This window comes from Roseobacter ponti (assembly GCF_012932215.1).
In the GTDB taxonomy this organism is placed as follows: domain Bacteria; phylum Pseudomonadota; class Alphaproteobacteria; order Rhodobacterales; family Rhodobacteraceae; genus Roseobacter; species Roseobacter ponti.
This window is the reverse complement of sequence record NZ_CP048788.1, coordinates 1508979-1530074: the sequence shown is the minus strand read 5'-3', so window position 1 is coordinate 1530074 and position 21096 is coordinate 1508979. Positions and strand designations below refer to the sequence as shown.

General features: G+C 62.3%; 24 protein-coding genes. 15 read left to right on the top strand and 9 right to left on the bottom strand.

Annotated features, from left to right (window positions below):
- Positions 1-24 precede the first annotated feature (24 nt).
- Complete coding sequence (gene mazG / locus G3256_RS07415) at positions 25-840, top strand: nucleoside triphosphate pyrophosphohydrolase (protein ID WP_169640209.1); 816 nt, start codon at positions 25-27, stop codon at positions 838-840.
- On the opposite strand, the gene G3256_RS07410 is transcribed toward mazG, so the two are convergent.
- On the bottom strand, positions 837-1205 hold the full coding sequence (locus G3256_RS07410) for a hypothetical protein (protein ID WP_169640208.1): 369 nt from the start codon (positions 1203-1205) through the stop codon (positions 837-839). The two genes, mazG and G3256_RS07410, sit on opposite strands and share 4 nt — an antisense overlap.
- A 118-nt stretch (positions 1206-1323) precedes the next feature.
- Between G3256_RS07410 and G3256_RS07405 the strand changes: the two genes are divergently transcribed.
- The 3 genes from G3256_RS07405 to G3256_RS07395 all read left to right on the top strand — a co-directional run bounded on the left by G3256_RS07405 (position 1324) and on the right by G3256_RS07395 (position 4200).
- Complete coding sequence (locus G3256_RS07405) at positions 1324-2265, top strand: nucleoside hydrolase (RefSeq protein WP_169640207.1); 942 nt, start codon at positions 1324-1326, stop codon at positions 2263-2265.
- Positions 2262-2711: a GNAT family N-acetyltransferase gene (locus G3256_RS07400; protein WP_169640206.1), complete on the top strand. Its 450-nt coding sequence runs from the start codon at positions 2262-2264 to the stop codon at positions 2709-2711. The genes G3256_RS07405 and G3256_RS07400 overlap by 4 nt, the downstream gene beginning before the upstream one ends.
- A gap of 76 nt (positions 2712-2787) precedes the next feature.
- The gene (locus tag G3256_RS07395) at positions 2788-4200 is read left to right on the top strand and encodes a protein adenylyltransferase SelO (protein ID WP_169640205.1); all 1413 of its coding nucleotides are present in this window, start codon (positions 2788-2790) and stop codon (positions 4198-4200) included.
- Here G3256_RS07395 and G3256_RS07390 read toward each other — a convergent pair.
- Together G3256_RS07390 and G3256_RS07385 are read right to left on the bottom strand one after the other, a co-directional pair.
- On the bottom strand, positions 4167-5084 hold the full coding sequence (locus G3256_RS07390) for a DMT family transporter (RefSeq protein WP_169640204.1): 918 nt from the start codon (positions 5082-5084) through the stop codon (positions 4167-4169). The genes G3256_RS07395 and G3256_RS07390 overlap by 34 nt on opposite strands.
- A gap of 120 nt (positions 5085-5204) precedes the next feature.
- Complete coding sequence (locus G3256_RS07385; protein ID WP_169640203.1) at positions 5205-6566, bottom strand: DEAD/DEAH box helicase; 1362 nt, start codon at positions 6564-6566, stop codon at positions 5205-5207.
- A 352-nt stretch (positions 6567-6918) separates the two neighbouring features.
- Here G3256_RS07385 and G3256_RS07380 point away from each other — a divergent pair, with 352 nt between their 5' ends.
- The 5 genes from G3256_RS07380 (at position 6919) to G3256_RS07360 (ending at position 10900) form a co-directional block, all read left to right on the top strand.
- On the top strand, positions 6919-7332 hold the full coding sequence (locus G3256_RS07380; protein WP_169640202.1) for a Fur family transcriptional regulator: 414 nt from the start codon (positions 6919-6921) through the stop codon (positions 7330-7332).
- Between the two features lie 46 nt (positions 7333-7378).
- Entirely contained in the window at positions 7379-8095 is a 717-nt protein-coding gene (locus G3256_RS07375) for an NYN domain-containing protein (RefSeq protein ID WP_169640201.1), read from the top strand.
- A gap of 69 nt (positions 8096-8164) precedes the next feature.
- A complete protein-coding gene (locus G3256_RS07370; RefSeq protein ID WP_169640200.1) occupies positions 8165-9037 on the top strand; it encodes a DMT family transporter in 873 nt (290 codons plus the stop codon).
- Positions 9038-9099: 62 nt separating this feature from the next.
- Positions 9100-10374, top strand: coding sequence for a phosphopyruvate hydratase (gene eno / locus G3256_RS07365; RefSeq protein WP_169640199.1), 1275 nt, complete (start codon positions 9100-9102; stop codon positions 10372-10374).
- Between the two features lie 25 nt (positions 10375-10399).
- Positions 10400-10900, top strand: a complete 501-nt coding sequence (locus G3256_RS07360) for a GNAT family N-acetyltransferase (protein ID WP_246227839.1) — start codon at positions 10400-10402, stop codon at positions 10898-10900.
- Here the strand turns inward: G3256_RS07360 and G3256_RS07355 are convergent.
- Positions 10890-11969, bottom strand: coding sequence for an NAD(P)/FAD-dependent oxidoreductase (locus G3256_RS07355; protein ID WP_169640198.1), 1080 nt, complete (start codon positions 11967-11969; stop codon positions 10890-10892). The genes G3256_RS07360 and G3256_RS07355 overlap by 11 nt on opposite strands.
- 47 nt (positions 11970-12016) lie before the next feature.
- On the opposite strand from G3256_RS07355, the gene G3256_RS07350 reads away from it, so the two are divergent.
- Positions 12017-12436, top strand: a complete 420-nt coding sequence (locus G3256_RS07350) for a cupin domain-containing protein (protein ID WP_169640197.1) — start codon at positions 12017-12019, stop codon at positions 12434-12436.
- An 11-nt stretch (positions 12437-12447) separates the two neighbouring features.
- On the opposite strand, the gene G3256_RS07345 is transcribed toward G3256_RS07350, so the two are convergent.
- A complete protein-coding gene (locus G3256_RS07345) occupies positions 12448-13572 on the bottom strand; it encodes an anhydro-N-acetylmuramic acid kinase (protein WP_169640196.1) in 1125 nt (374 codons plus the stop codon).
- Positions 13573-13636: 64 nt separating this feature from the next.
- Between G3256_RS07345 and tyrS the strand changes: the two genes are divergently transcribed.
- The 3 genes from tyrS to G3256_RS07330 all read left to right on the top strand — a co-directional run bounded on the left by tyrS (position 13637) and on the right by G3256_RS07330 (position 16193).
- The gene (gene tyrS / locus G3256_RS07340; RefSeq protein WP_169640195.1) at positions 13637-14887 is read left to right on the top strand and encodes a tyrosine--tRNA ligase; all 1251 of its coding nucleotides are present in this window, start codon (positions 13637-13639) and stop codon (positions 14885-14887) included.
- A gap of 67 nt (positions 14888-14954) precedes the next feature.
- Entirely contained in the window at positions 14955-15710 is a 756-nt protein-coding gene (locus G3256_RS07335; RefSeq protein WP_169640194.1) for an SDR family NAD(P)-dependent oxidoreductase, read from the top strand.
- Between the two features lie 69 nt (positions 15711-15779).
- Positions 15780-16193, top strand: a complete 414-nt coding sequence (locus G3256_RS07330) for an MOSC domain-containing protein (protein WP_206040801.1) — start codon at positions 15780-15782, stop codon at positions 16191-16193.
- On the opposite strand, the gene G3256_RS07325 is transcribed toward G3256_RS07330, so the two are convergent.
- The 3 genes from G3256_RS07325 to G3256_RS07315 all read right to left on the bottom strand — a co-directional run bounded on the left by G3256_RS07325 (position 16190) and on the right by G3256_RS07315 (position 19346).
- Positions 16190-18001, bottom strand: a complete 1812-nt coding sequence (locus tag G3256_RS07325) for an ABC-F family ATP-binding cassette domain-containing protein (protein ID WP_169640192.1) — start codon at positions 17999-18001, stop codon at positions 16190-16192. The two genes, G3256_RS07330 and G3256_RS07325, sit on opposite strands and share 4 nt — an antisense overlap.
- 75 nt (positions 18002-18076) lie before the next feature.
- Entirely contained in the window at positions 18077-18802 is a 726-nt protein-coding gene (locus G3256_RS07320) for a GNAT family N-acetyltransferase (RefSeq protein ID WP_169640191.1), read from the bottom strand.
- A 67-nt stretch (positions 18803-18869) separates the two neighbouring features.
- Positions 18870-19346, bottom strand: a complete 477-nt coding sequence (locus G3256_RS07315; protein WP_169640190.1) for an outer membrane protein assembly factor BamE — start codon at positions 19344-19346, stop codon at positions 18870-18872.
- An 88-nt stretch (positions 19347-19434) separates the two neighbouring features.
- Between G3256_RS07315 and G3256_RS07310 the strand changes: the two genes are divergently transcribed.
- Positions 19435-19992: a YceD family protein gene (locus G3256_RS07310; protein ID WP_169640189.1), complete on the top strand. Its 558-nt coding sequence runs from the start codon at positions 19435-19437 to the stop codon at positions 19990-19992.
- A 139-nt stretch (positions 19993-20131) separates the two neighbouring features.
- Here the strand turns inward: G3256_RS07310 and G3256_RS07305 are convergent, their stop codons facing one another.
- Positions 20132-20404 carry a hypothetical protein gene (locus tag G3256_RS07305; RefSeq protein WP_169640188.1) on the bottom strand — a complete coding sequence of 91 codons (273 nt, stop codon included), beginning with the start codon at positions 20402-20404 and terminating at the stop codon, positions 20132-20134.
- A 457-nt stretch (positions 20405-20861) separates the two neighbouring features.
- Here G3256_RS07305 and rpmF point away from each other — a divergent pair, with 457 nt between their 5' ends.
- Positions 20862-21068 (top strand): 50S ribosomal protein L32, encoded by a 207-nt coding sequence (gene rpmF, locus G3256_RS07300; protein ID WP_159979744.1) that lies wholly within the window; start codon positions 20862-20864, stop codon positions 21066-21068.
- The last annotated feature ends 28 nt before the right edge of the window (positions 21069-21096 follow it).

The window sequence follows — 21096 nt, the reverse complement described above, 5'->3', positions numbered from 1 at the left end:
GACACCGAAGAGGCGCGCGCTGCAATGCCAGATGATCTGATCCACGACAAGGACGCCGGAATTGACCGTTTACTGGAAATAATGAGGCGTTTGCGCGATCCGGAGACGGGCTGCCCCTGGGACATCGAGCAGACCTTTGACACCATTGCGCCCTATACGATCGAAGAGGCCTATGAGGTCGCCGATGCCATTGAACGCAGGGCGTGGCACGAACTTGAGGGCGAGCTTGGCGATCTGTTGCTGCAGACCGTCTATCACACCGCGATGGGCGAAGAAGAAGGACGTTTCAGTTTTCAGTCTGTGGTGACGGCGATCTCTGACAAGATGGTCGCGCGGCACCCGCATGTCTTTGGCGACGAGGCGCGGGACAAAAGCGCCGAACAGCAGAGTGCCGACTGGGAAACCATCAAGGCTGCCGAACGCGCGGGAGGGGCGCAGAAAGGCACGCTCGATGGTGTGGCTGTGGGTCTGCCGGCTCTCCTGCGCGCGCTCAAACTGCAGAAACGCGCGGCCCGGGTCGGCTTTGACTGGCCCTCCACCGATGAGGTGATCGACAAGATCCGCGAAGAGGCCGCAGAGCTGATCGAGGCCCGTGAAACCCTCAGCCAGGCGGAGATCGAAGAGGAATTCGGCGATCTGCTCTTTGTCATGGCCAATCTCGGCCGGCACCTGGGCCTTGATCCGGAAGCAGCCCTGCGCGCCGCCAATGCCAAATTCACCCGCCGCTTCGAAGGGGTCGAGGCGCGGCTCGCCGCGATGGGCAAAACGCCCGCCGAAAGCGATCTTGCGGAAATGGACGCGCTCTGGGACGCCGTCAAACGCGAGGGTCGCCTGCCCTAGCGCTCTTTAAGCGGAATGCCGACCCGCGCCAGGGCGTCACGAAAAGCCGCGCGCGGCGGTATATCGCCGGAGGCGGCGGCGACGCTTTCTCCTGATTTCAGGTGGATCACCATATCGGTGCTGTCGCTCCAGGAGATGATTTCCACCGAGGCCACATCACCCACAGGAATGAACCGGGGATGCAGAAGTGGTGACAGGATGAGCACATCATCGTGAAGATGCAGGCCACTGACCGGGTTTGCAATGAGCATATAAAGCAGCAGGCCACCGGCGCTCAGCACAGGCACATAAAAATACCAGGGCGCACCGTGATACGCCGCCAGCACAGTCATTCCTGCGCAGATCACCATAGCGGCCCGGGTCACAGGTCGCCGCGCGGGTTCTGAATATGTGTAGATAATGCTCACAATATAAGATTAACGGCAAAATACGGCGCCTCTTTGACGTCTGGACTTTCGCATCTGCAGTCTTCAAAGAGGCGGCATGACAGCACGTAAAATCATTATCGACACGGACCCCGGCCAGGACGATGCCGTGGCCATTCTGCTCGCTCTGGCCAGCCCTGAAGAAATCGATGTTCTCGGCCTCACCTGCGTGGCCGGCAACGTCCCACTTGACCTTACGGCAAAGAACGCCCGCATCATCTGCGAACTGGCGGGCCGCTCCGATCTGCCGGTTTTTGCCGGCTGTGACCGGCCTCTGGGGCGCGATCTGGTGACGGCAGAACATGTACATGGCAAAACCGGCCTTGACGGCCCGGACCTGCCCGATCCGGTGATGCCGCTGCAGGACAGACATGCCGTTGATTTCATCATCGACACCCTGCGCGAACAGCCTGCCGGGACGGTCACGCTCTGTCCGCTCGGGCCGCTCACGAACATCGCCACCGCGCTGCAGCGCGCTCCCGATATTGCCGGAAAGATCCGCGGGATCGTGCTGATGGGCGGGGCATATTTTGAGGTCGGCAACATCACGCCGGCTGCAGAGTTCAACATTTACGTCGACCCGCAGGCTGCTGAAATCGTGTTTAAATGTGGCGCACCCATTGTCGTGATGCCACTTGATGTGACGCACAAGGCGCTGGTGACGGCCGCGCGAAATGATGCCTTCCGCGCGCTTGGCACACCCGCGGGTATTGCTGTCGCCCAGATGACCGATTTCTTTGAACGCTTCGACAAGGCGAAATACGGCTCCGCCGGCGCGCCGCTGCACGACCCCTGCGTGACGGCATATCTGATCCGCCCCGACCTGTTCAGTGGTCGTCACGTGAATGTGGAAATCGAGACCACCTCCGAGCTCACAATGGGCATGACTGTCGCCGACTGGTGGGGCGTCACGGGTCGTGCCCCGAACGCGTTTTTTGTCGGTGATCTGGACGCGGCAGGCTTTTTCGGGCTGCTGACAGAAAGGCTGGCCCGGCTGTGAGTGCCTCACTGACCCTTGCCACGACGGAGCACCTTGACCGCCTCGATGCGCTGGTTGCGGCGTTTCACGTCGAAGAAGGTATCACCATGACGCCAGAGGCGCGGCGCAGCGGCATCGCGCCGCTGCTGGAAGGCATTCCGCATGGTGCCGCGTATCTCATCGGCCCGGCGCGCGCACCGATAGGGTATGTGGTGGTGAGCTTTGGCTGGTCACTGGAGTTCGGCGGTCTCGACGGATTTCTCGATGAACTCTACGTTCGCCCCGGCGTGCGCGGGCGCGGGATAGCTTCGGAAACGCTGCAGGCCCTGCCGCGCGCACTCGCAGGCGCGGGTCTCAAAGCACTGCACCTCGAAGTGGACCGCACAGCGCCCGACAAACACAGGCTCTATGCCCGCGCAGGCTTTCGCGAGCGTCCGCACTATATGCTGATGACGCGGCGGTTCTGAGCGCGGACGAGCGGGGTCCGTCACAACTGCCCCCGAACGGGTGGCGGCACCGCCCGATGCCCCCTATATGTGGGGCATGACAATTACAGCCCCCTTCGACAATACCTACGCCCGCCTGCCGGATGCGTTCTTTACCCGTCAGATGCCGGCGCCCGTTCGCGCACCTGAACTCATTGCCTATAACGCGCCGCTGGGTGCGCTTCTGGGGTTTTCCCAGGCCGATGACGCCGAACGCGCGGCCGTTTTCTCCGGCACCGCGCTGCCCGAAGGTGCCGCCCCGCTGGCGCAGCTTTATGCCGGGCACCAGTTCGGCAATTACAATCCGCAACTCGGCGACGGACGCGCGCTTCTGCTGGGCGAAGTCGTGGGCAAAGACGGGCTGCGACGCGATATTCAGCTGAAGGGCTCGGGCCCCACGCCCTATTCACGCATGGGTGACGGGCGCGCCTGGCTGGGCCCGGTGCTGCGCGAATACATCGTCTCTGAGGCGATGCATGCGCTTGGCATTCCGACGACCCGCGCCCTTGCAGCCACGCTCACCGGCGAGGAAGTGATACGCGAAACGGTTTTGCCGGGGGCCGTGCTGACGCGCGTTGCCGCGAGCCACCTGCGGGTGGGCACCTTTCAGGTCTTTGCCCACCGCGGTCAGACCGATGCTCTGCGACAGCTCACAGACTATGCCATCGGGCGCCATTATCCGGATGTGCATGGCCCGATGGGTCTGTTGCTCGCGGTTTGCGACGCCCAGGCGCGCCTGATTGCCGCCTGGATGTCGGTGGGGTTCATTCACGGTGTGATGAACACCGATAACTGCACCATTTCAGGTGAGACGATCGATTACGGTCCCTGCGCTTTTATGGATGAATTTCACAGCGACACGGTGTTCAGCTCCATCGATCAGACGGGGCGCTATGCGTATTCCTCTCAGCCCCGGATCGCGGTGTGGAACATGGCACAGTTTGCTACTTCGCTGCTGCAGCAGATGGACGACCCCGAGGCCGCCGTCGAAGAGGCGACAGCCATCGTGCATGCGATGCCGGAGCAGATTGAGACCGCGTGGCTGCAACGGTTCGGGGCCAAAATCGGTCTTGCGGCGCCTGCGCCCGAAGACGGGCAGCTTGTTCAGACGCTGCTTGATCTGATGCAGGCACAGGGGGCGGATTTCACCAATACCTTCGACGCCCTTGCCCGCGGCGATGCCCGCGATCAGTTTGTGGACCGCGATGCGTTTGATGCCTGGGCCGCAGACTGGCGCGACCGGCTCGCGTCCGAGGAGGCGCCCGGGGCGGTGATGCAGGCCGCATCCCCCCGCATTATCCCGCGCAATCACCGGATTGAGGAAATGATCACAGCAGCCGTAGCAGGCGATTTTGCACCTTTTGAACGTTTGTCCTCTGCGCTGGCCGACCCGTTTAGCACGGATGACACAGGGCTGATGCGCCCGCCCACCGAGGCTCAGCGGGTTCCGGCGACCTTCTGCGGCACCTGAGTGCTGCGCGGCCGGCGGTTAATCAGCCAGATACCGCCCGCCACAAGCACAAGCGCCATCCAGACCCGCAGGCTGACATGTTCGCCCAGAAGCAGCCAGCCGAGAATCACCGCGAAAACCGGCGAAAGAAAACTGAAAGATGCCACCGCGGAAGCCGGATAGATCGACATCAGCCAGAACCACGCCAGAAAGCCGAGCGAAGCCACCGCGATGGTCTGAAACGCAAGGCCCGCAAAGTGGATGGGCTGCGGGTCGCGCATAAGATCACCGGTCCAGAATGCCACCGCCAGCATGAGCGGTGCGGAAACGGCCACCTGAAAAATCAGCTGATTTGCAGGCGGCACCTCGCTGAGCGGGGTGACTTTCACACACAGGGCGATGGCAGCCCAGCACATCGCCGCCGTCAGAGCCATCAGGTCGCCTGACAGGCTTGCCGTTCCATCGCTGCGGTCCAGAAGCGCTGCTGCCACCCCCGCCATCGCCATCACAAGACCCAGCGCGCGGCGTCCGGTCATCCGGTCGCCCGGCACCAGAAAATGGCTGGCAATCGCAAGCCAGACCGGCATGGAATAAAAGATTACAGATGCCCTGCTGACCGTGGTGAAATCAAGCGCTGTAAAAAGGATCATGAACTCGATGCCAAAGAGCAGCCCCGCCAGGATACCCGCGGGCACCGCCGCGCGTGGCACGGCCAGCGGTATGCCCCGCAGGCGCATCCAGATCAGCAGGACCACAACCGCACCGGCTGAACGCAGGCCGGCGGCAAAAACCGGACCAAAACCACCGTTGGTAACTTTGATAACCACCTGATTGAACGCCAGATGTAGTGCGAAAGCGATCAGCGCCACCGCCCCGAAAGTGTCCATATGTGATTTGCGGTCCATCGGCCCACAAGGGCGCGCGCCGCGGGTATTGTCAATCGCCGGCCCGCACAGCGGTTGTCGCCTTGGGCAGAGCGAAATGCTTCCGGCGCGGAGTTTCACGCCGGAAGTCTTCAGAAGGTATCAGGCCGCAGTCTGTCCGGAGCCGCCGGATTTCCGCCCGCCCTGCCCGCTGCTCTGGCCGCCGCCTGGCTTGCCGCCGCGACGCCGTCTGCGACCACCACCGGGTTTCTTGCCCTGCGGTTGCTGTCCGCCACCGGGTCCTGCGGATTTCGGACGGCCACCGCCGCCGCCGCCACCACCACGACGCCGGCCGCGGCCTGCGGGTTTGGCGCCTTCGGGAATATCCGCGACTTCCCACGGCCGACCGGAGCCCACCGGAATTGCAACACCCATGGTTTTCTGGATCGCTTTCAGCTCATCCATCTCTTCGGGGGCGCAAAAGGCGATCGCGGCCCCGTCTTTGCCGGCGCGCGCAGTGCGCCCGATGCGGTGCACATAGTTGTCCGGCACGTTTGGCAGATCGAAGTTATAGACGTGTTTTACATCCGGGATATCGAGGCCGCGGGCCGCCACATCAGTGGCCACAAGAACAGTGGTCTCGCCGGATTTGAACGCCGCGATGGCGCGGTCGCGCTGGCCCTGCGATTTGTTGCCGTGGATGGAGGCCGCGTCAAAGCCCGCCTTCACAAGGGTCTTCATCAGCTTCTCAGACCCGTGTTTTGTGCGCCCGAACACCAGCGCCCGCTCGCCGCGGTGCTTACCCAGAAGCTCAATCAGCAGATTTGCCTTCTCGGATTTGGCGATGAAATGCACTTCCTGCGTCACCTTGTCGGCGGCCTTGCCCGGGGGCGAGACCTCAACACGGATCGGGCGGTTCAGATAGCTCTGCGCGATCTCATTCATCAGCTTTGGCATGGTCGCCGAAAAGAGCATCGTCTGGCGCTCCGCCGGGATCACCTTCGCGATCTTACGCAAATCGTGGATGAAACCCATGTCGAGCATCTGATCGGCCTCATCCAGCACCAGAAAGGTTGCCTGGTCCAGACGCACCGCGCGCCGGTCCATCAGATCCAGCAGCCGGCCCGGTGTGGCCACCAGCAGGTCGACGCCGCGCTCAAGCCGTTTGATCTGGTTGTTGATCGACTGACCACCGACGACCATCGCCACTTTGAGCGGGGTCTTTTCGGCAAAGCCACGCAGGTTCACGCTGATCTGGGTTGCAAGTTCGCGGGTCGGTGCCAGCACCAGACCGCGCACGGATTTCGGTGCCGGACGACCCGGCATCTCAAGCATCTGTGCCACCAGAGGCACACCGAATGCGGCCGTTTTGCCCGTACCGGTCTGTGCCAGACCCATCACATCACGCCCGTTGAGCGCGTGCGGAATGGCCTGTTTCTGGATCGGGGTCGGGTCTTTCAGACCCATTTCATTCAGACGGTCCACCAGCTGTTGCGGCAGGCCCATCATGTCAAAGTCACTCATATAGTATCTCTCCGGCCCGGCTGCGATCAGCCGGGCACATAAATTCGCATCGCACCCCGTCCGGGGTGCCACGTCAGGACACGCGCCAGATCGCAGAGGACGGCGAAGTGCCGGCATCTGTCTGTCGCGTCTGGCCCCACGCGTGATTTTGGGAACAACAACGTGCCTTTGAAACGGGCGCGCACGTCAGGTGATTTCACCCGGGCGCCCGAACTGCTCACGCGACAGAAGGCATCGTCTGAGGTGCAGATGGGCCTTTTTTGCGTCTGTGTCAACCACAGTGCGCATTCTGATCTGGCCGCCCGCGCCAAACCCGGCTAGAACCGGGGACCATCCGGACAGGAAACGATCTATGAGCAAGTCCATCCTGAAACGCTGCGAAACCATGGGGCTGCGCATGACCGGCCAGCGCCGCGTTATCGCCAACGTGCTGGAAGACAGCGACGACCACCCCGATGTGGAAGAGCTTTACGCGCGTGCCTCGGCGGTGGATGCGGGCATTTCGATCGCAACGGTGTACCGGACAGTGAAGCTATTTGAAGAGGCCGGCATCCTCGACAAGCTCGAATTCGGAGACGGGCGCGCGCGTTATGAGGACGCTGAACGCGACCATCACGACCACCTGATAGATATGAATTCAGGCGAGGTCATCGAATTTGTCGACGCCGAGATCGAAGAGCTGCAGGACCGGATCGCCCGCAAGCTGGGATATGAGCTGCGCGGTCACCGTCTGGAGCTTTATGGCGTACCGCTGAAAAAGGGCTGATGTCCCAGCCCGCGCCCGCACCGGAAACTGAACGAGAGGAAACGACGTGCCTGAACGCGACCGCCCCCTGCTGGCAGTGCTGATTGACGCAGACAACGTGCCGGCCAGATATGCCGGATCGATCCTCGAAGAGATCAAACGGATCGGCGAGCCTGCGCTGCGCCGCGTCTATGGCGACTGGTCCAGCGGGCGTCTCAACTCCTGGGCCAAAACGATCCAGAGTCTCGGGCTGGTGGCTCATCAGGAAACCGCCAACACCACCGGCAAGAATGCTTCCGATATCGGTCTGGTAATCGACGCGATGGATATCCTGCACGGCGGGCGGTTTGACGGCTTTGTGCTGGTCTCCTCGGACAGCGATTTCACCGCCCTGGCCAACAGGCTGCGTGAGGACGGGCTGATGGTGGTCGGCATCGGCGAGGACAAAGCGCCGGAATCCCTGCGCAATGTTTGCAACCGGTTTATCCTGATCGAAAACCTGAACGGCGACGAGTCCGGCAGCAAAGACAGGCCGGCCGCGAAAAAGCCGAAAGAATCGCTCAACCACGCCTATCAGCGGATATCCAACGCGATGAAGAAAATCGAGCAGGACGACGAGTGGTACAACCTCAGCCAGATCAAAAACGAGATCGTCGCGGCACACTCGGATTTTGACCAGCGTACCTATGGCCACGCGAAATTCAGCAGCCTTGTCGGCGCGCTTTCCGACCGGCTGGAAACAAAGACCCAGGGAAAAACGATCCTCGTCCGCCTGAAACCCTGAAAGCGGCTCTCGACAGTGCGCTGAGAGGGGCCTAGACGGGTCCTTGACCAACCGAACGGAAACCCCCTGATGGATAATCTGCGTGGCGCGGCACTGATGGTGCTGGCGATGATTGGCTTTGCGCTTGAAGACATGCTGATCAAGTTTATGGCCGCCGATCTGCCGGTCGGGCAGATTGTGGGTATGCTGGGGCTGGGAAGCGCGCTGGTGCTTGCTCCGGTGCTGATCCTGCGCCGCGAGCCGCTCTTCTCACGGGATATGATGACCCTGCCGATTGCGCTGCGGGCTCTGGGCGAACTTGTCGGCACGATCGGTTTTGTGACTGCAATCGCTCTGATACCGCTCTCCACCGCCTCGGCGATCCTGCAGGCTAATCCGCTGGTGGTTACGCTGGGGGCCGCGCTCTTTCTGAAAGAGGCGGTGGGCTGGCGGCGCTGGTCCGCGATCCTTGTGGGGTTCTGCGGCGTGCTGATGATCATCCGACCGGGGTTTGATGGCTTCAGCTGGGAATCGCTCTTTGCGGTGCAGGGTGTGTTCGGGCTGGCCTTGCGCGATCTCGCGACACGCCGTGTACCACCACGCACTTCCTCGCTGCAGCTTAGTTTTCTGGCGTTTATCGTGCTGATCCCTACCGCCGCGATCATGCTGATCCTGGGCGACACACCGATGGTGCCTGTCTCCCCGCAAAACGCCGTCTGGCTGGGGCTGGCACTGATGATCGGGATTGTGGGATACTATGCGATCGTGGCCGCCATGCGCGTGGGAGAGGTCAGTTTTGTCACACCTTTCCGCTATTCACGCATCCTCTTCGCCCTCATGATCGGGGTCGGTGTTTTCGGCGAAGAGCCCGACGCGATGACACTGACAGGTGCAGCGGTGATTGTCGCATCAGGTCTCTACACGCTCTGGCGGGAAAGAAATGTTCGCGCTAACAGCGGCTGACCCTTCCCATTTTGCGCCTCTGCCGGTATCACCCGGAGCAACAGAATTTACAGGAGAGACCCATGAGCACGATCATCGATATCCACGCCCGTGAAATACTCGACAGCCGCGGCAATCCGACCGTTGAGGTCGATGTCATCCTGGAAGACGGCACCATGGGCCGCGCCGCTGTTCCCTCAGGCGCCTCCACGGGTGCCTATGAGGCCGTTGAGCGCCGGGACGGCGATAAGAAACGCTATATGGGCAAGGGTGTGCTTGAGGCCTGCGCCGCCGTGAATGGCGAGATCGCCGAGGCGCTGGTGGGCATCGACGCCACGGAACAGGTGGAAATCGACGGCACGATGATCGAGCTTGACGGCACCGACAACAAGGGCCGGCTGGGCGCCAATGCGATCCTCGGGGTTTCGATGGCTGCGGCACGGGCCGCCGCAGATTACTGCACACAGCCGCTTTACCGCTACATCGGCGGCACCTCGGCGCGCGTTCTGCCTGTACCGATGATGAACATCATCAATGGCGGCGAGCATGCGGATAACCCGATCGACATCCAGGAATTCATGATCATGCCGGTGGCGGCGGAGAATATCCGCGAGGCCGTACGCATGGGCTCCGAGGTGTTTCATACGCTGAAGAAAGAGCTTTCCGCGGCAGGTCTTTCCACGGGCATCGGCGATGAGGGTGGCTTTGCACCTGACATCAGCTCCACTCGGGACGCGCTTGATTTCATTCTGAAATCGGTGGAAAAGGCAGGGTATAAGCCAGGCGAAGATATTTACCTCGCGATGGATTGCGCCGCCACGGAATACTACAAAGACGGCAAATACGTTCTGGCGGGCGAAGGCAAAACGCTGAGCTCTGATGAAAATGTCGACTATCTCACAGCACTCGTGAACGATTATCCGATCATCTCCATCGAAGACGGCATGTCCGAGGATGACTGGGACGGCTGGAAAGCGCTGACCGACGCACTGGGCGGCCGTGTGCAGCTTGTGGGCGACGATCTGTTTGTGACAAACCCTGCCCGCCTCGCCATGGGGATCGAGCGTGGCTCGGCCAATTCGATGCTGGTGAAAGTCAACCAGATCGGCACCCTGACCGAGACGCTGAAGGCGGTCGATATGGCCCATCGCGCAGGCTTTACCAATGTGATGTCGCACCGCTCGGGCGAGACCGAAGACACGACAATTGCCGATCTCGCCGTGGCCACCAACTGCGGTCAGATCAAGACCGGCAGCCTTGCACGCTCTGACCGGCTGGCCAAATACAACCAGCTGATCCGCATCGAGGAAGCCCTGGGCGAAACCGCAGAATACGCAGGCCGCTCTGTCCTGCGCTGACGGCGCGCCTCTCGCGGGTGATGTCGTGATCAGGCAGGCGAACGGGCCTGCGGATATGGACGTGGTGCGGCAGCTTTGCTGGGAGTACCGTGACTATCTGCTGGGTCACAGTGACGAGGTGCGCCACGCTGTTCTTATGGCTTACGGGCTGGAGAGCTATCAGGCGCTGATGGACGGCCTTGCGGAGAAACACGCCCGGCCCAGGAGGATCATCCTGCTTGCAGAACGCGACGGACTGCCTGTTGCCTGCGGCATGTATCACCCGCTCAGTGACACTGACGCCGAGATCAAACGGGTCTATGTCCGGCCCGACGCCCGTGGCACCGGCACGGGCCGGCAGCTGTCCCAGGCGCTGATTACGGGGGCACGGGCGGACGGATTTTCGCGCGTTTTCCTTGATACCTCGCGTCTCTTCACGGATGCGCAGCGGCTCTACGAAAGCCTCGGCTTTCGGGCGCGCGGCGCATATGCGGACCTGCCGGAAGGCATGGCCGAGTTCCTCGTCTTCTATGAGCTTAATCTCTGAAACGCTGCGGACGGTAGGGTGCGACCAGCGTTGCATCGCTGTTGCTCAGCGTGTCACCGGTGATCTCTGTCGCGGCCATCCGGGCCACGAGGGGCGCAAGCGTAGCACCCGAGTGCATGGTCGTGACATAAAGCCCCGCCGGCCCGCAGGATCCGATGACCGGCAGCCCGTCCCCCGGCACCGGCCGCCAGGCCAGTGAAACGGTTTCCCAGGTGACCTGTTGCCCGATCAGACGGCTCACGCGCGCGGCGGCCTCATCCGCCAGCACCTGCGGATTTTCCACGATCTTTTCCGTCCTGTCGCTCTGATGTGCGGCGGCCGTCGGGGCCAGCAACCGCCCGTCGCTCAGCTGGCGCAGCTCCTGCCCCGGCGAGACCAGAATATGCGCCAGCAAAGGCGGCATCGGACCGGTTCGCAGGATCAGCCCGGGCCGGTCCGGCATTGGCAGCGGCACCCCGACATCCGCCAGCAGTCGCTCAGTTGCCGTGCCGGTTGCCAGTACCACACGGTCCGCGTCGATGACGCCACCGGACCAGCGCACCCCGGTGATCTCATCGTTGTGACTTACAAGTCCGGTAACCCGCACCCCGGTAACCAGCCGCGCCCCCAGCGCCATTGCCGCATCAAGGGCATTGCGCGCCAGTTCGGCGATATCCGCGGCCCCCTCGCCGGCAAACAGAAGCGCTCTTTCCGGCGGGCGGATCTGCGGCTCCAGTGTTACGAATTCCGCGCGGCTGACGCATCGAACGTCATAGCCGAGCGCCTGCAGGGCCCCGAACTGCGCATCAAAAGCCGCGCCCCGCTCTTCCCAGCACAGGCACCCCTGCCATTGCACCGCAGTGGTGGAGAGGGTTCCGGCCAGCGCATGGTGGGCGTCAATGGCCGCCGTGCGCAGCCGGAAATGGTCTTCGTTTTCGTAAAAGCTCGCGTTGATCCAGCCAAAGGACGATCCCGTCGCGGCTCCCGCCGGCGGGCCCGCATCGATCACTGTCACCTCAGCCCCACGGCGGGCCAGCTCGAAGGACGTGAGCGCACCGATGATGCCCGCGCCGATAACGATAGTTTTCAACGGCTTTCCCCCTTGGCCCGCAGTTGCGCTCAGACTAGCCTGAGACGATGACAGCACAAGAGATCATCGCGCAACTGAACCTCGCCCCGCATCCTGAAGGCGGCCACTACCGCCAGACCTGGGTCGCACCCGGCACAGGACGCCCCGCAGGCACCTGCATATATTTCCTGCTGGCGGCGGGCGAGACCAGCCACTGGCACCGGGTTGACGCAACCGAGATCTGGCTCTGGCACGCCGGTGCGCCCCTGATCCTCTCGATGAGTGCCACCGATGAGGGGCCCGCGCAGGATCATGAGCTTGGTCCGGATCTGAACCGGGCGGCACCGCAGATCATCGTGCCCGCACACAACTGGCAGGCGGCGCGCAGTACCGGCGACTGGACCCTGGTAAGCTGTACCGTCTCGCCCGGATTTCAGTTCGAGGGATTCACGCTGGCGCCACCGGAGTTCGACATCCCGCGCGGCTGATCGCGGTCGCTTCAGCCCGCCTGCGCCTGTGCCTCAGGCAGGCTGACGATACCGCCGCCTACGGCTGCGCGTACCCCGGTTGTGCCCGGGCAGGACGTCGGCAGGCCACGCGCCACACGTACCGCCAGATAGGCAAAGGCCTGAGCTTCGAGCATATCGCCGTCAAGGCCCGTGTCTTCGACCGGCATGACAGGACAGTCGAGTGATACGCTCAGCATCTCCATCAGCACCGGATTGTGACGCCCGCCGCCGGTGACCAGCACCCGGTCAGGCGGCGTCGGACAATGCTGCATGCCGGCCGCCACGCCTGCCGCGCACATCGCCGTCAGCGTCGCCGCTGCATCAGCGTCGACAAGCTCACTCACCAGCGCCACCATCTGCGAAAAATCATTCCTGTCCAGAGACTTGGGCGGCATACGTGCAAAATAAGGCTCGGCCAGAAACAGCTCCAGCGCGCCCTGCTCAACTGTGCCGGACTTTGCTATTGCGCCGTCCCTGTCAAAAGCCATTCCCCGCCGCGCACGCAGAAGATCATTCAGCGGCGCATTGGCCGGCCCGGTGTCAAAGGCCAGCAAAGCACCGGGCATTTCAGGTCGCTCAAAAGACGGATCGATATATGTCAGGTTTCCCACCCCGCCGAGATTGAGAAACGCCAGCGGCCCGGTGGCACCGATATGGCGCGCACAGGCAAAATGGAAAAACGGCGCAAGAGGCGCGCCTTCACCGCCCAGATCAACATCCGCTGTGCGGAAATCCCAGACCACGGGGCGCCCGAGCGATTTCGCGAGAGCGGCACCGTCGCCGGCCTGATACGTGCCGCGTGTCCGCGGGGCATGTGCAAGCGTCTGGCCGTGAAAGCCCACCAGATCAACGCCGGTGAATTCAGCCAGAAGCTCTTCATGTGCCTGCTGAACGATGCGCGTTGCAGCCTCTGCCGCAGGCCCCGACCACTGGCCCAGAGCGGCCGACAGGATCTGCTGTTCTTCTGTTGTGTACGCGCGGTATCCGCTCTCACCAAAGCTCCCGATCGTCACGCCGTCTGTGCGGATAACGGCTGCATCCACGCCATCCAGCGATGTGCCGCTCATTGCCCCCAGCGCTGTAACGGATCCGGTTTTCGGGATGGCCCTGCTCAAAGCCTTTTCCTTTACGATTTCACCGCCTATAGAGTGGGCGCATTCACCGCAGAGAGCAAGTAAGATGACCTGGCACCCGAAATCAGATTTTGTCGCCGTTATGACCGAACGTGGTTTTCTGGCGGACTGCACGGATTATCAGGGGCTCGATGACGCGCTGATGTCGGGCGTGCAGCCCGGGTACATCGGCTTTGATGCGACCGCGAAATCGCTGCATGTGGGTTCGCTCATTCAGATCATGATGCTGCGCTGGCTGCAGAAAACCGGGCATAAACCGATCACGCTGATGGGCGGCGGCACAACGAAGGTGGGGGATCCGTCCTTTCGCGCCGATGAACGCCCGCTGCTGACACCGTCAGCCATTGACGACAATATCGCGGGCATCAAAGACGTCTTTTCCGCCTATCTGAAATATGGTGACGGCCCGACGGATGCGCTGATGATCAACAACGCCGAGTGGCTCGATGATCTCAACTACCTCGATTTCCTGCGCGATATCGGACGACATTTCTCGATCAACCGGATGTTGTCGTTTGAGAGCGTGAAGTCGCGGCTCGACCGTGAGCAGTCGCTGTCGTTTCTTGAATTCAATTACATGATTTTGCAGGCCTATGATTTCATGGAGCTGCACCGGCGCTATGGCTGTGTTCTGCAGATGGGCGGCTCGGATCAGTGGGGCAATATCGTCAACGGCATCGATCTCACACGGCGGGTGATTGAGGGCGAGGTCTATGGTCTCACGTCGCCGCTGCTGACCACTTCGGACGGCAAAAAGATGGGTAAATCGCAGTCGGGCGCCGTCTGGCTGAACGCCGATATGCTGAGTGCCTATGAGTTCTGGCAGTTCTGGCGCAACACCACGGATGCCGATGTCGGGCGCTTTCTGAAACTCTATACCGAACTGCCGGTGGATGAATGCGACCGTCTGGGGGCGCTCGCGGGCGCAGAGATAAACGAGGCCAAGATCCGGCTTGCGGGTGAAATCACCACGCTGTTGCACGGGCCAGAGGCGGCTGCTGCTGCCGAGGCGACTGCGCGTGAGGTGTTTGAAAAGGGCGGCGTGGGGGATGACCTGCCGACGCTGAACCTCTCTGCAGAAGATCTCGGTGACGGGATCTCCATCGTGCAGCTGATTGTGAAATCCGGGCTCGCAGGATCGGGCAAAGAGGCCAAACGTCTCATCGCGGAGAACGGCGCGCGCCTTGACGACCAGCCGCTGACCAACGCAGGCCTGATGATCGATGCCGCGGCGCTCTCGTCGCCGATCAAACTGAGCGCCGGCAAAAAGCGTCACGCGCTGGTGCAGCTGGGCTGAAGGCCAGCCGTGCTCAGGTCCGGGGATACCGAAAACCTGAGCAGCGGCAACCCCGGGGAGGACAGGCATGAAACTGACGGAAACAGCAGCGATCATCACAGGCGGTGCGTCGGGTCTCGGCGAGGCAACGGCGCGCTGGCTTGCAGAGCATGGCGCACAGGTGACACTTCTTGACCGCGATGCCGAACGCGGCGCTGCCGTGGCCTCTGAGACCGGCGGGTATTTTGCGCAGACCGATGTCACCGACGAGACTTCGGTGCAGGCGGCCATCGACCTGGCACGGGACAGAATGGGCCGCATCACTGTTGCGGTGAACTGCGCAGGGATCGCGGATGCCGCCAAAACGACCGGGCGCGACGGGCCGCATCCTCTGGGACTTTTCCAACGGACTGTCGACATCAATCTTGTGGGTACATTCAACGTCGCGCGGCTGGCCGCGGACGCCATGCAGCACAACGACCCGGATGAAGACGGCGCGCGCGGTGTGATCATCAACACCGCCTCCATCGCGGCCTTTGACGGACAGAAGGGTCAGACGGCCTATGCCGCCTCAAAAGGCGGCGTCGTGGGGCTCTGCCTGCCCATGGCCCGGGATCTGGCGCGCAGCGGCATCCGGGTGATGACCATTGCACCGGGGATTTTCATGACACCGATGCTTGCCGGTCTCGGCGAAGAGGTGCAGGCGCAGCTTGCCGCTGACGTCCCCTGCCCGCCGCGCCTCGGGGATCCGTCGGAATACGCAGCCCTTGCCGGGTTCATCGTGAGTGCGGGCTATCTGAACGGCGAAGTGATCCGTATCGACGGCGCGCTCCGCATGCGCTGATAAAAGGGAAAAGCCATGTGGCAGGGACAGCTTTTACACATCCACACGGCCCCGAAGGCCCGCGCACCCATGACAGCGCATCGTGCCATTCAGTGTCTGCCCGGCGTGGGGCTTGCGGGCGACCGCTATGCGAGGGGCGTGGACAGCGGCACCTATTCGCAACTCCCGGACGTGCGCGAAGTGACGCTGACCGAGATCGAAACTCTGGAAGCGCTGGCGCGCGATCACGACATCACGCTTGAGCCTCATGAGCACAGACGCAACCTCACGGTGCGCGACGTGCCGCTCAATCATCTGGTGGGACGTGAGTTCCGGGTGGGCGGGGTTATTCTGCGTGGCGGGCGGCTCAACACGCCATGTCGTTATATTGATATGGTCACCGGCAAAACGATCTGCGACCTGCTCGAACACCGCTCGGGGCTGAACTGTTCAATTGTGACAGGCGGCATGGTCCGTGAGGGCGATCTGGTTTCGCTGGTTTAACCGGCCGCTTTTTCTTCCAGCATCAGCCATTCTTCTGTCGCGGCGTCCAGCTTTGCATGCCGTTCGACCAGCGCATCGGTCGCCTTGCCGAATTTCACCGGGTTCTGCTCGAAAAGATCCGGATCACCAAGCAGCTCTTCCAGCTTCGCGATCTCCGCCTCCAGTCGCTCGATCTCTGCCGGCAGGGCCTCGAGCCGGTGTTTCTGCGTGAAGCTCAGTCCCTTTGTTGCCGCGGCCTGCGGCTTTTCCGCAGCAGGCGTAGCCGTCTTTTCAGGTGCTGCCTGCGGACGGCTCCGGATGGTCCTGCGCTGGCTGATATAATCGCTCCAGCCGCCAGCATAGACCGTCGCGCGACCGTCACCCTCCATGGCAATCGTGGTCGCGGCGACGCGGTCAAGAAAATCACGGTCGTGACTGACCAGCAGCACCGTGCCGTCATAGCTACCCAGAATATCCTGCAGCAGATCGAGCGTTTCGACGTCGAGATCGTTCGTGGGCTCATCGAGAACCAGCATATTGCCCGGCCGCGCCATCAGTTTGGCCAGCAGCAATCGCGCCTTTTCGCCGCCCGAGAGCGCCCGCACCGGCGCCCGCGCCTGGGCCTCGTCAAAAAGGAATTCTTTGAGATATCCGACCACATGTTTGGGGGCACCGCGCACCATGATCTGGTCAGCTTTGCCCGAAACGCGCATATCGGGATCCCCCGTCAGACTGTCCCAGAGCGTCATATCCGGATCAAGCGCGTCGCGCCCCTGATCGAAAAGCGCCACACTCAGACCGGTGCCCAGTTTTACCTCGCCTTCATCCGGTGCCTCGCGCCCGATCAGCATATTAAGCAGGGTCGTTTTCCCCACACCGTTGGGGCCGACAAGCGCAATCCGGTCACCGCGCTGTACGGTGAGGCTGAAGGGCCGCAGGATCGTCCGGTCCCCGAATGATTTCGTGATGCCCGTGGCCTCAATGACCTTTTTACCGGACTTCGTGGCCGGATCCAGCGCCATGGCAGCCGTGCCCTGGCGGGTGATCTGTGCCGCGCGCTCTGCCCGCAGATCCTGCAATGCGCGCACCCGCCCCATATTGCGTTTGCGGCGCGCAGAGATGCCTTCCACGGCCCAGCGGGCCTCGGCTTTGATCCTGCGGTTAAGTTTGTGACGCTGAGTGTCTTCTTCTTCCCATACCGCGTCGCGCCAGGTCTCGAAATCACCGAAACCCTTTTCCTGCCGGCGCACGACACCACGGTCTATCCAGAGCGTCGCCCGCGTCAGCGCGCGCAAAAAGGCACGGTCGTGGCTGATGATGATATAGCCCTGGCGGCTTTGTTTCAGTTCATTCTCAAGCCAGGCTATGGCCTCGATATCCAGATGGTTCGTCGGCTCATCGAGCAGCATCAGATCGGGCTCCCCCGCCATCAGCCGCGCAAGTGCCGCGCGCCGACGCTCTCCGCCGCTGGCAGTTTCCACCGGCCTGGCGGGGTCAAACTTGAGCCCCTCGCCCGCGCGCTCCACCCGGTACATCTCAGACGGCTCGAGCAGATGGGCCGCAAAATCCCCCAGCGTCGCGAAGCCCGACAGGTCCGGGTCCTGCTCCATATATCCGACGGAAACACCGGGCCCGGCGATAACCTCGCCGCGGTCAGGCTCAACGAGGCCGGCCATCACCTTCATCAGCGTCGATTTGCCCGAGCCGTTGCGTCCCACCAGCGCCACGCGGTCGCCGGGCTGTGCGACAAGGCTGAGTCCGTCAAAAACGGGATCACCGCCGAAGGTCAGCGAAATATCTGTGAGCTGCAGTAGAGGGACACGGGCCATGCCAGCCAGCTATGCCGGGGCGGGCGCCACGTCAACGTCTGGCGTGCACCACGCGGAAAAAATCCCGTCCGGGGTTCAGGCAATCGCGCGCAGCAGCCGTTTGCGCGCGGGCGGGATAGCGCCGATTTCGACTCCGGTGAATACGTGCAGTGTGTTCATCTGACGGTCCACCACTGCGTGGTCGCTGACCCAGGCCCCCATCATCAGATAGGACCGCAGAAGCGGCGGCATACGTGTCATGGCTTTTCTGATATCCGGTTTGCGCCGCAAGCGGGCCGCAAAGCGAAAAACCTCCGGCGCTTTGACGCGGGGCAGCCAGCGGTCCGGTGCGAGATGACGGGCACGCAGCATCGCGAAGGTGTCGAGATACTCGGTCGTCTGCGTGCCGCTGAAAGACGCGCAGCCAAAGAGCAGCGTCACACCGGCTTCATCCACATGGCGCGTGATCCAGGCCCAGGCCAGACGCAGAACGTCCGGGTCGCGCAGCCCCGGTGCTGTGCAGAAACGCCCAAGCTCAATCATCGGACCCTCTTGCAGCGACAATGTGGAAAGCTCATAGAACTGTGCGGAGTAACAGCGGGTCAGCGCATCCGGTGTCAGCTGCATCAGACGAAAACAGCACAACAGATCGCCGCTGTGCATATCCTCGATAAGAATCTGCGTACACTGCTCATCAAAAACATCGTTGGTCCCGGCGCCTGCGGCCCCGAATGCGGCCAACCGGAGCGCCCGCGCCCGCGCCAGGTCATGTGCATCCGCTGCCCGGCGGGCTTTCAGGTGGCCTCTGATCAGCTCACACATGGCGTGCCTCCCGCACACGAGGTCTGCGTCCCGTTACCACGGGCAGGTCACGGGCGCGTGACAGCGATCAGCCGTCGATGCCGCTGGGGGTAAACCGTCCGATATTACCAAAGAGCTGACCAAGGAAGGTGCGTCCCTCGACCGTGGTGTCGGTAACGCGCCGCGCCAGCGGCACCACCTGCCCGTCCTCCAGCCCGAAGGTTTCGACGTTCCGGACCACACCGGCGCTGTCAAAGCTGATTGCGACAATCGTCCGTTCAACCACTTCGGAGTCCAGCAGTGCAAAGTTCTTCACCCGGCTACGTACGAAATACATCGCGTCATCCTGCAGAACTGAGCCCGCAGCCGATGACCCCAGCGTTTCCTCAACGCTGGCGCGGGTGTCGACGCCAACCGCGATCTGGTCAAGCTCTTCTGCTGTGGGCACATATCCGTGGTTGCGGTAAGTGGCACCACAGGCGGCAAGTGCAGCGCACATCGCCACCGCACAGCATAAACGGCGCACGGCCGGGCCGCGTTTCCTCGACGGTGTACTGCTTTGCATTCGTCTGCCCTCTTGCCCCTGGCGCCTTTGGCTTTTATCCCGCTTACACCATGCCAGGCCCATGGTTCAAGGAACGAAAGTAGCAAGCATGAAGCAGACACCTCCCTCCGACACGGCGCTGCGCGTTGCCGACCTGGCGCAAAACGCTGTCACATCCTTTTCTCTGAGGCCCGACACGGCGCGCACAAAGCAGATCTGCGCAGAGCTCAGGTTGTCTGATCTGCGCAAGCTGTCCTTTACCGGCAGCCTCCGGGCGGAGGGTGAAGCCGACTGGCGTCTGGAGGCCGTTCTGGGCGCCACGATCGTGCAGCCCTGCGGCGTCACACTTGAGCCTGTCACCACGCGAATCGATGCGCCTGTGACCAGGCTTTTTCAGCGCGATTTTATCGACGTCGATGCGCCCGAGGCCGAGATGCCGGAGGATGACACCACCGAAGCACTCGGGCGCTGGATCGATCCTGCGGCGGTGATGACAGAAGCGCTGGTGCTTGCCGTGCCGCTTTATCCACGTGCTCCGGGCGCTGAACTGAAAGAAGCCGTCTTTACCGAACCCGGCAAAAAGCCAATGCGCGATGAAGATGCGAAACCCTTCGCAGGGCTTGCCGGGCTGCGGGATCAGCTGGAAACACCTGACGGGGACGACTGACGCCCGCAGGCGGGATATCAGCGCTTCAGCATCTGAAAGGACGACTTTCCGGCATGCAGGGACATTCTGCTCTACGGCACCGGATGTGTTACGGAGCTGTGCGGGATCAGCCCGGCGACCCGCCCCGGCGCCTTTACAGTCAGCTCAGCAGATCCAGCGCGGCCTGTGCCGGACTGTCGCCCGCCCCGGCAAGCGATGTTACTGAAGTCTGACAGGCAAGAACTGCCGCCATGGCCGACTCTCCGGTCTCCTCGGCCACCTGCTTTGCCCCGGCGGGGACAGCGGCTCCGTCGTCGGTTGCAGAGGTGCCGCCGGTTGCAGGCGTTTCACCCCGGACCGCAGACACCTGCGTGCCGTCCATCCCGTCGGGGGTAGCAGTATTGTGCTGTATCTGCAGCGAAAAGAGAGCCAATGGGTCAGCACCTTTTGCGATCTGCGAAGCCGCAGGACCCTGCGCATTGGACGGCAGCTCCAGACCCGCAGCAAGGGCCTCTGCAACCGCGATCTTTGCCAGTTGCCCCGGGGCAGAAGTCTCAACAGGTACCGGCGGTGCGGGCGGCGTTTTGCAGTTGCCGGTGGCATAACAGCTGTCACTGAAATCACGGCCTCACTCCTCTTCTCCACGTCGCCGCAACAGGGCAGAAAGACTAGGATCTGGTAAGCTCGCGCCGGCACCGTGCGGCCTGCGGAAAAACCACTTGCACAGGGCGGAATTCGCAGTATTTTGCGCGCCTCACCCAATTAAGGGTTGGACAACTGAGGGCCATGGCCCTAAACGCACGTGACGCCCGCCCGACGGGACAGAATCCGAAACCCGGCCCCCGCGCAGACCTGCGTGACCGGCCCCGAAAGACAAAAGGCCTGAACCAATGGCTGTTCAACAGAACAAAGTCTCCAAATCGCGCCGCAACAACCGTCGCGCGCATGATGCACTGGTGGCTGCAAATCCGAACGAATGCACCAACTGTGGTGAGCTGAAACGCCCCCACCATGTCTGTGCGGCCTGTGGCCATTATGACGACAAGGAAGTCGTTGCACTGACAGAAGAGATTGATCTGGAAGACGACGCGGCCTAAACCTTTGCCTTAACAATAAGGCAGCAAG